Below are 7577 nucleotides of genomic sequence, written 5' to 3' on the forward strand. Positions count from 1 at the left end.
GGCCAAATGCACATGGGTCTGACCCCAAATTATAACGTCAGTTGATAGCGGGCGTAGCGCCCTTTGCTTTGGATGGGAGCAAGTACACCTTGGGCGACCAGATTCTGAAGGTCGCGGGTAGCGGTGGCTTTTGAGCAACGGGCCAGGTTCTGGTACTTTTTTGCGTTAATTCCGTCTTCAAAACCTGGAGCATCGTGCCCGAGCATTTTGCGAATCAGCTTCAGCTGTCTGTCGTTCAGATTACGGTTATTCAGCGAATCCCAAAAGCGTGCCTTTTTTACCACATACTGGATAACCTGGATGCTGCCGTCCAAAGCCTCAACAACCCGCTCACCAAACCAGTTCACCCACGGCGTTACATCCAGCGTCTCTTTTGAGGCTGTATTCAATTGCTGGTAGTAGACTTTTCGATGCTTACTCAGCACCGTCGCCAAGCTCATCATCAACGGCTGCTCTAACATCTGAGAAACGGCCACATCGGCAATCGCCCGCCCTACCCTGCCATTACCGTCTTCATACGGATGGATAGTTTCAAACCAGAGATGAGCAATCGCAGCACGGGCCACACCCGGCAACTGTAGTGAATCGTTATTGAACCAATCGAGAAACACCTTCATTTCCGTCGGCACTCGTGCCGATGGTGGAGCCTCGAAGTGAACGGTAGGATTGTGCACGGGGCCAGAAACAATCTGCATAGCATCAGAGTGCCTGCGCCACTGCCCAGCCACTGTTCGCGCATCCGAAAACGGGCTTGAACCGGCCTCAGGGAGAACCAACTTGTTCCAATGGTGCAATCGCTGCTCAGTGAGCGTGTCACCATAAAGGTCCATCACCTCAAGAATGACTGCCGAGATACCCGCTGCGACCGGGTCGTGCACCGCAACCTTCTCATCCGGTCTCAGGAAATGATTCTTGATGGAACTGCGCACATCTTCGCGATTGAGCGCCTCACCCTCAATAGCGCTGGTCTCAATCGCAGCGCTCACCAAAAGATCCAGCCGTGCTTCGCTTCCGAGATCCTCCGGAACAACCGACATCGCCCCCAGAGTTCTCTGGGAGGCTGCCAGCGCTTTCTGCGTCCAAAAATCCGCTGCTGTATGATCAAAGCGAAAGTGCGGCCAGTCTTTCAGTTCCCAGGTATACATTGTGTGAGCCATTGAAAATAGGTTTATCGGCTCATATTATGAGATTTATTGAGCCGAAGGAAGCGCTCTATCGGCTCAACAGTGCTTGGGGTCAGACCCCAGAACATTTCAGGTGGTCAAATGTCTTTGGTTCTGTCCCTACGGGACTGACCCCAAACGCACCAAGGTTAATCATTAATCAAGGTGCGTTAAATACATCAGGCTGTTATAGGAACAGCCCAATTAAATCAATCCTGCTGCCAGCTCTGCACCGCTTCTTTGCCGTGCTTCTCACGCCACTCGTTTAGAGTCTTGTGATTACCGCCACGGGTTTTAACCACTTCACCGGTGTGCGGGTTCTTATAGGTTTTCATTGGGCGCTTGGCGCGGGTCCCGGATGATGTATCCGCTTTAGCACCAACAACGGAAGGATCAATCGCCGCCAGAATCTGCAGGAAGTCTTTGGGTGATTTATCATACTGCTTCATCAAATCACGAACTTTGTTTTCAAACTCAAGTTCGCCTTTAAGGGCCTGGTCCTTTTCGAGCTGCTCCAGCTCAACGGCCAGCTTTTCCATCAGCTGTTTCTTTTGGTAGTAATCGTTGATCTTTGCCATGGAAATACAACCTTATCTTTTTGGGCTTCAATTAAAAATTGAATATGACTGAAAGTCAGGCGCAATAATAATAAACAATTCGCAAATTGGCAAAATAAATTATTTAAAACTGATGAACGAAAAAAGCTGACAATATTGTCAGCTTTTTATTTTGGGTCAGACCCCCGGACATTTCATGCCGCCAAATGTCTTGGGGTCTGACCCCAAGCTTAAATATTAAGCAGCTCTATTACGCTTTGGGTGAGTTTGATCTCCACGACCAGAAAGCAGTCCTTTTACGCTTATATCTTCGTCCAGGTTATCCCAATGAATTCCGTGAACGCTTAACTCAAACTCTTGCAGCTCCTCTTTTGAGGCGCGCAAGAGTCTCGGAAACCAGGCCAGCGGTGCGCCGATGGTTCTGCCATCAGACAGAAGAACCCACAAATTATCCTCATCAAACCAGACTTTCTCAGGCGAAATAGTCATGCCATGCATCCTCCAAACACTTCCGGTTTTGCTCTGTTACTTCCAACAATACCCGAATTGTACGAGCATCAAAACCGTCATTTCTTGCGAGAGCCACCTCAGGAGTCAGCCAAAACTTGGCTTCTTTCCCGGCAGAGCGCACGTGAATGTGTGCAGGTTCTAACGGTTCCCCTTCATTTGAATAGAAAAAGAACTTGAAACCCTGATATCGAAATACTACGGGCATGAAACTCTCTCCGTCCTTGGAGTGATGGTGATTGGTGATTGGCGCCGGCATATGGGTGGGGTCTTACCCGCAGGGTCAGACCCCTTTGTAGACTGGTTGGACTCACATCCAAGCCAAGGGCTATTTACAACCGCAAATCAGCCTGCCCCAACGGCAACACACCCTTCAGATCAAATAACACACCATTACTATTACCAAACGCCCGCAACGCCTGCGCCGACAACTGAGCGTATTCACGATGTGGCACAGCCAGCAGTATCGCGTCGTATTTACCCTTTTCAGGTTCTGGCACCAAAGAAATACCATACTCATGCACGGCTTCTGAATTATCAGCCCAGCAGTCGGTCACATCAACATTACAGCCAAAGTCTTCAAGCTCTTTAACCACATCGATTACGCGGGTATTACGCAAATCCGGACAGTTCTCTTTAAAGGTCAAACCCATCACCAATACCCTGGAGTTCGCAATAGTCTGGCCTTTTTTGATCATCGCCTTAACCAATGCGGCCGCGGCATAAGGCCCCATGTTGTCATTTACCCGACGGCCGGCCAGGATGATCTCCGGGTTATAGCCAATCGCCTGCGCTTTATGAGTCAGATAATACGGATCCACACCAATACAATGGCCGCCCACCAGGCCCGGTTTGAATGGCAAAAAGTTCCACTTGGTACCCGCTGCGGCCAGCACTTCGTGGGTATCAATACCCAGGCGCGCAAAGATCATGGAGAGCTCATTCATCAACGCAATGTTCAAATCGCGCTGGGTGTTTTCAATCACCTTCGCGGCTTCCGCGACCTTAATGGAGCTGGCCTTGTGGGTGCCGGCGGTAATGATATCCGCATATAGGGCATCCACTTCGTCGGCAATCTCCGGCGTAGAGCCAGACGTCACCTTCATAATCGTCGTCACCCGGTGCTCTTTGTCCCCCGGATTGATCCGCTCCGGGCTGTAACCGGCGAAAAAGTCCTGGTTGAACGTCAGGCCCGACATCTTCTCCAGCACCGGTACGCACACCTCTTCCGTGGCGCCCGGGTACACGGTGGATTCGTAAATCACGATATCACCCCGTTTGAGCACCTTGCCCACGCTCTCACTGGCCTTCACCAACGGCGTGAGATCCGGGGTTTTGTATTCATCAATCGGCGTGGGCACCGTCACAATATAAATCTGACAATCGGCGATGCCGTCCAGCGAATCAGCAAAAGACAACCCCTCAGACGCCGCCAGCTCCTCTCGCGAAACCTCAAGCGTAAAATCCACGCCATCCCTGAGCTCAGCGATACGCCTGGCATTGATATCAAAACCCACCACTTCGCGCTTCTCACCAAAAGCCGCTGCCAACGGCAAACCCACATAACCCAAACCTATCACTGCGATCTTCTTCATAAATCCTCCATTTTTGGGGTCAGACCCAAATACATTTTGGTCCGTCAAATGTTCGGGGGTCTGACCCCACTATTTGATGTTCTGTTGATAGGCTTGATCAAGCTGCTGCTGGATAAGCCGGGTAGTCTCAGTGCTCACGCCAAGCGCCTTTGCCGTGGCAGAGAAACCGGCCAAGGCATTCAGTACACGGTCTATTCCCTGCCTCGCCTGTTGCCAGCTGGCAAAGCCTGCTTCGGCGGCCAACTTTTGCATGGCCTTCAACGACGGTTTCTTGCCAAACCCAGCGTAAGCCGTGCTGTGTTCGCCAAACCGGCCGGGGCTGAAGGTCACATCATAGAAGGGTGCAGGCTGCCAATGGCCATCATCGCTTTGCAAAAACGCCCAGTTCTTGCTGTGATCGTCCTGGTTCACCGCGAACAAATTAAACACTGCGCGCAAAAACTGCAGCTGCGCCGCGTTAACGCCACGGCATAACTGGCCACTGGCCTTGATCAAATCCTCATAATCCAGGCTGGGCGCCCGGAAATCCGCATCCAGCAAACCACAGGCACTGTGCAGATGAACGCAACCGGGCACATCCTCTGGGCGCCACACCCGGTCGAATCGCTCAACTGCTAACCAGGCCCTGGCACCCAATACCTCGGGAGCCGGCAGCAACTGCCAGCGAGGAGGCTGCAATCCTGCGCGTTCTGCCAATGATAAATAAACCGCTTCACACAGCCCTTCTTCATGGCCCAGTGGCAGATTGGCCGAGGTAAACTTAACCAGCCAGGCTTCATCACCAGCGATGGGCCGGGTGCGACACACGCCGTACTCCCCTTCAGCAAAATACAGCTGCGCCTTGGGCCGCGCGCCTGCAGAACTGCCGGCGGCAACCAGTTCGGCCAACACATCCGTCGTTTGCCCGTCGAATACGGCCTGCGCCTGAAGCCCAAGCTCCGCTGTTTCAATCAGCTTGTCATCCGCGACCGGCGCGAATTCCGCCACGGGCGTATAACTCAGTGCACCGGTACCCGTGGCGCCCACAAACGCCAGCCTGTCCATCGGCGTTACCTGGGCTGGCAGAATACCCTGCTGACGAAACACGCGGTCCATCAACAGCAACCCCCAGCCATCGGGCAGAGAATCCGCGAACACCCCAGGCAGCCCGCCATGGGGATCGCGGGGAGCCAGCTGCACAGTCGCATCCCACGTCAGCGCAAAGGGCGACAACGGGCTAAACCTGGCCAGGTAATCTGCATCGTACTGAAAGAATACACCTTGCCGGTTCTGCGCCAGGCCACCAACCAGGGCCCGCTGCCCATCGCTGAACGTGCGCCAAACCGCTAACTGGCGAACCGGGGCAAAGCTCACTGGGCAAGTACCTCATCCAGTGAACGCGGCATAGGCTTTTGCTCCGCGCTCGTCAAATCCTGTAACCGATGAAGATCATCCACGCACTGCCACAACAGTAAAAACTGCCGTAATGAAATCTGCCCCGTGGTTTCAAACTTCTTGATGGTCGGTGCCGGCACAGTACTGCGCTCCGCCAGCGCCGCCCGCGACCACTTCAAGGCCTTCCGCCGCTCCTGCACATACGCCGCTAAGGCAACCTGTACATCCCGCCCTGAAATCAGATTCACAGAGATACTCCTATATCCAAAAAACTAGTTAATTATATCAAATTGGATACAGCAGTATCTATTTTAAATTGGGGTCTGACCCCACATCTGTTAGTTCAGTATCAGCACCTCAGCCCCACGCACCCTCTCCCGCAACTTCCCCTGCATCCCAAACTCAGCAATTAGCCCCTCAATCTCATCTAACAACTCATGAGTGTGAATAGGGGTCAGCAGACCCCAGACTCATCGCAACATCCAAAATACTCACAAAAATCCGAATGCAGTTTTTGGAACCGCGCCGATGACAAAGCACCATACTTTTTAGAAACAACACTCTTAGCGATAACAAAAGTCTTTCTGACCATTGCCTTCGACGTTTTCGGCAGGGTTCCATCAGCAAGGTCTTCTCGCTCCAGCAGGCTTTCATCAGCATGCAGCCGGCCGATTTTGCTACTTACGGGTATTCCAACGAAATCATTAAACGGAAGGTTATCTCTGAATACAATAACGGGCCTACGCTTACTTTGCCCAAGATCAGAAAAATAGAACTCGCACAACACCAGCTCTCCTTGCTTTACGTCCATATATCGTCCTCTTCTGGATCCTTCCATTCATCAATCGTATCAGCTGTGTGGTTTGACAACGCTTTAACTTCCGGATCTGACGGAAACTCATCTTCATCAACAAGAACAACAACACGTGCATGAGTATTTTTCAGCCGGGCATATTTTTCCGGAATGACCATGACTCCGTCACGAATCTCGGTTTCAAATTCGACCGCATACATTGTCAAGCTCCTCGTCACATCACCCACATTAAACTCCATCATACCCATAAATCGACCGAATTCACCGCAGGCAATCACTCAGGTATCACCACCTCAGCCCCAGGAACCCTCTCCCGCAACTTCACCTGCAAAGCCCCTTTCGCCCCCTCATCCCCATGCACAATGCGAATCTCTCTGGGCGCTTCGGGAATGCCTTCCACAAACCGCAGCAAATCTTCCTGCCCGGCGTGGGCGGAGTAGCCGCCGACGGTGTGCACCTGGGCGCGGATGTCATACCGTTCACCATCCAGCTCCACCCAGCCACCGCGAGGGCCGTAGGTGAGAATGTCCCGGCCTGGTGTTCCGGCGGCCTGGTAGCCGACGAACAGCACATCGTTTCGGGCTTCACCCAGCATCGCTTTCAGATAATTTACCACCCTGCCGCCGGCGCACATACCGGAACCTGCGAGAACCACACAGGGGCGGTGAGATTTGGCCAGGTATTCCACGGCGTTCAAGTGATCTTCGTGGGAATTGATGACGGTGAGTTGTTCGAAGGACAGCGGGTGGCGGCCGGAACTGACCAGAGCGCGGGCTTCATCGTCCCAGAAGGGTTTGAGATCGCGGTAGATTTTGGTGAATTCGGCAGCCAGGGGGGAGTCGACGACGATTTCTAGGTTGCTCCAGAAACCACCAAACTCCGCAATCAGCCCCTCAATCTCATACAACAACTCTTGCGTGCGGCCGATGCTGAACGCTGGCACTAGCACCGTGCCGCCGTCTTCAAGCGCGTGCTCCAACACCGCTTTCAAGCGATAGCGGCGGGTTTCGCGATCTTCGTGGTTCCTGTCACCGTAGGTGCTTTCAATCACCAAGCGATCTGCGCGCTCGGGAGAAGCAGGCTCCGGCAACAGGGGCGAGTGCGGTGCACCCAGGTCCCCGCTGAAGACGATTCGCTCAGACTCCCCGCCAGATACCGCATCACACTCCACATAGGCCGAACCCAGAATGTGCCCGGCCCGTTGCAAACGAACCTTCAAGCTACTCGTCTCTTCCTCGAACACCGAGTGCCAGTGGCCATAGGGCACAGGCACCAAACGTGAACGAATAACACCGAGAACACGGTTGATCAGAGCACGATCCCGGGTGAAGCCGATTTTCAGGGCATCTTCGAGGATTTCCGGGAGCATGATGGCGGAGGGTTCGGAACAAATGATGGGGCCGTCGAAGCCGGCGGCAAGCAGGTAGGGAATGCGGCCTACGTGGTCGATGTGAACGTGGGTAACGACCAGGGCGCGGATGTGGTCGATGGGGAAATCGATGGCGAGCTCGGCGGCGGAGGAGCGGTTTGTGGCGTCTTGGCCCTGGAACAGGCCGCAGTCTATGAG

General features: G+C 53.4%; 10 protein-coding genes. All 10 read right to left on the reverse strand.

Annotation, left to right across the window (positions count from 1 at the left end; genetic code table 11):
• Nucleotides 1-29 precede the first annotated feature (29 nt).
• The gene (locus IBX51_RS13500) at nucleotides 30-1145 is read right to left on the reverse strand and encodes a Fic family protein (RefSeq protein WP_291831804.1); all 1116 of its coding nucleotides are present in this window, start codon (nucleotides 1143-1145) and stop codon (nucleotides 30-32) included.
• Nucleotides 1146-1372: 227 nt separating this feature from the next.
• A complete protein-coding gene (locus IBX51_RS13505; protein WP_291831805.1) occupies nucleotides 1373-1741 on the reverse strand; it encodes a histone-like nucleoid-structuring protein, MvaT/MvaU family in 369 nt (122 codons plus the stop codon).
• 216 nt (nucleotides 1742-1957) lie between these two features.
• Nucleotides 1958-2209: a DUF2442 domain-containing protein gene (locus tag IBX51_RS13510; RefSeq protein ID WP_291831806.1), complete on the reverse strand. Its 252-nt coding sequence runs from the start codon at nucleotides 2207-2209 to the stop codon at nucleotides 1958-1960.
• Complete coding sequence (locus IBX51_RS13515; RefSeq protein ID WP_291831807.1) at nucleotides 2193-2435, reverse strand: DUF4160 domain-containing protein; 243 nt, start codon at nucleotides 2433-2435, stop codon at nucleotides 2193-2195. The genes IBX51_RS13510 and IBX51_RS13515 overlap by 17 nt, the downstream gene beginning before the upstream one ends.
• A gap of 124 nt (nucleotides 2436-2559) precedes the next feature.
• Entirely contained in the window at nucleotides 2560-3822 is a 1263-nt protein-coding gene (gene tviB, locus IBX51_RS13520; RefSeq protein ID WP_291831808.1) for a Vi polysaccharide biosynthesis UDP-N-acetylglucosamine C-6 dehydrogenase TviB, read from the reverse strand.
• Nucleotides 3823-3891: 69 nt separating this feature from the next.
• Entirely contained in the window at nucleotides 3892-5175 is a 1284-nt protein-coding gene (locus IBX51_RS13525; RefSeq protein WP_291831809.1) for a type II toxin-antitoxin system HipA family toxin, read from the reverse strand.
• Complete coding sequence (locus tag IBX51_RS13530; RefSeq protein ID WP_228703942.1) at nucleotides 5172-5444, reverse strand: XRE family transcriptional regulator; 273 nt, start codon at nucleotides 5442-5444, stop codon at nucleotides 5172-5174. Before IBX51_RS13530 ends, IBX51_RS13525 begins: the two co-directional genes overlap by 4 nt.
• A gap of 206 nt (nucleotides 5445-5650) precedes the next feature.
• Nucleotides 5651-6007, reverse strand: a complete 357-nt coding sequence (locus tag IBX51_RS13535; protein WP_291831810.1) for a type II toxin-antitoxin system PemK/MazF family toxin — start codon at nucleotides 6005-6007, stop codon at nucleotides 5651-5653.
• The gene (locus tag IBX51_RS13540; RefSeq protein WP_291831811.1) at nucleotides 5998-6210 is read right to left on the reverse strand and encodes a hypothetical protein; all 213 of its coding nucleotides are present in this window, start codon (nucleotides 6208-6210) and stop codon (nucleotides 5998-6000) included. The genes IBX51_RS13535 and IBX51_RS13540 overlap by 10 nt, the downstream gene beginning before the upstream one ends.
• Before the next feature lie 74 nt (nucleotides 6211-6284).
• A partial coding sequence (locus tag IBX51_RS13545; RefSeq protein ID WP_291831812.1) for an MBL fold metallo-hydrolase occupies nucleotides 6285-7577 on the reverse strand: 1293 nt, incomplete at its 5' end.

The sequence above is a fragment of the Marinobacter sp. genome, from assembly GCF_014859525.1.
Taxonomy (GTDB): domain Bacteria; phylum Pseudomonadota; class Gammaproteobacteria; order Pseudomonadales; family Oleiphilaceae; genus Marinobacter.

Bases quoted from the DNA above. Each gene is read 5' to 3' on its own strand.
- IBX51_RS13500 (WP_291831804.1), bottom strand. From the start codon at position 1,145: ATGTATACCTGGGAACTGAAAGACTGGCCGCACTTTCGCTTTGATCAT.
- IBX51_RS13505 (WP_291831805.1), bottom strand. From the start codon at position 1,741: ATGGCAAAGATCAACGATTACTACCAAAAGAAACAGCTGATGGAAAAG.
- IBX51_RS13510 (WP_291831806.1), bottom strand. From the start codon at position 2,209: ATGACTATTTCGCCTGAGAAAGTCTGGTTTGATGAGGATAATTTGTGG.
- IBX51_RS13515 (WP_291831807.1), bottom strand. From the start codon at position 2,435: ATGCCCGTAGTATTTCGATATCAGGGTTTCAAGTTCTTTTTCTATTCA.
- tviB (WP_291831808.1), bottom strand. From the start codon at position 3,822: ATGAAGAAGATCGCAGTGATAGGTTTGGGTTATGTGGGTTTGCCGTTG.
- IBX51_RS13535 (WP_291831810.1), bottom strand. From the start codon at position 6,007: ATGGACGTAAAGCAAGGAGAGCTGGTGTTGTGCGAGTTCTATTTTTCT.
- IBX51_RS13540 (WP_291831811.1), bottom strand. From the start codon at position 6,210: ATGTATGCGGTCGAATTTGAAACCGAGATTCGTGACGGAGTCATGGTC.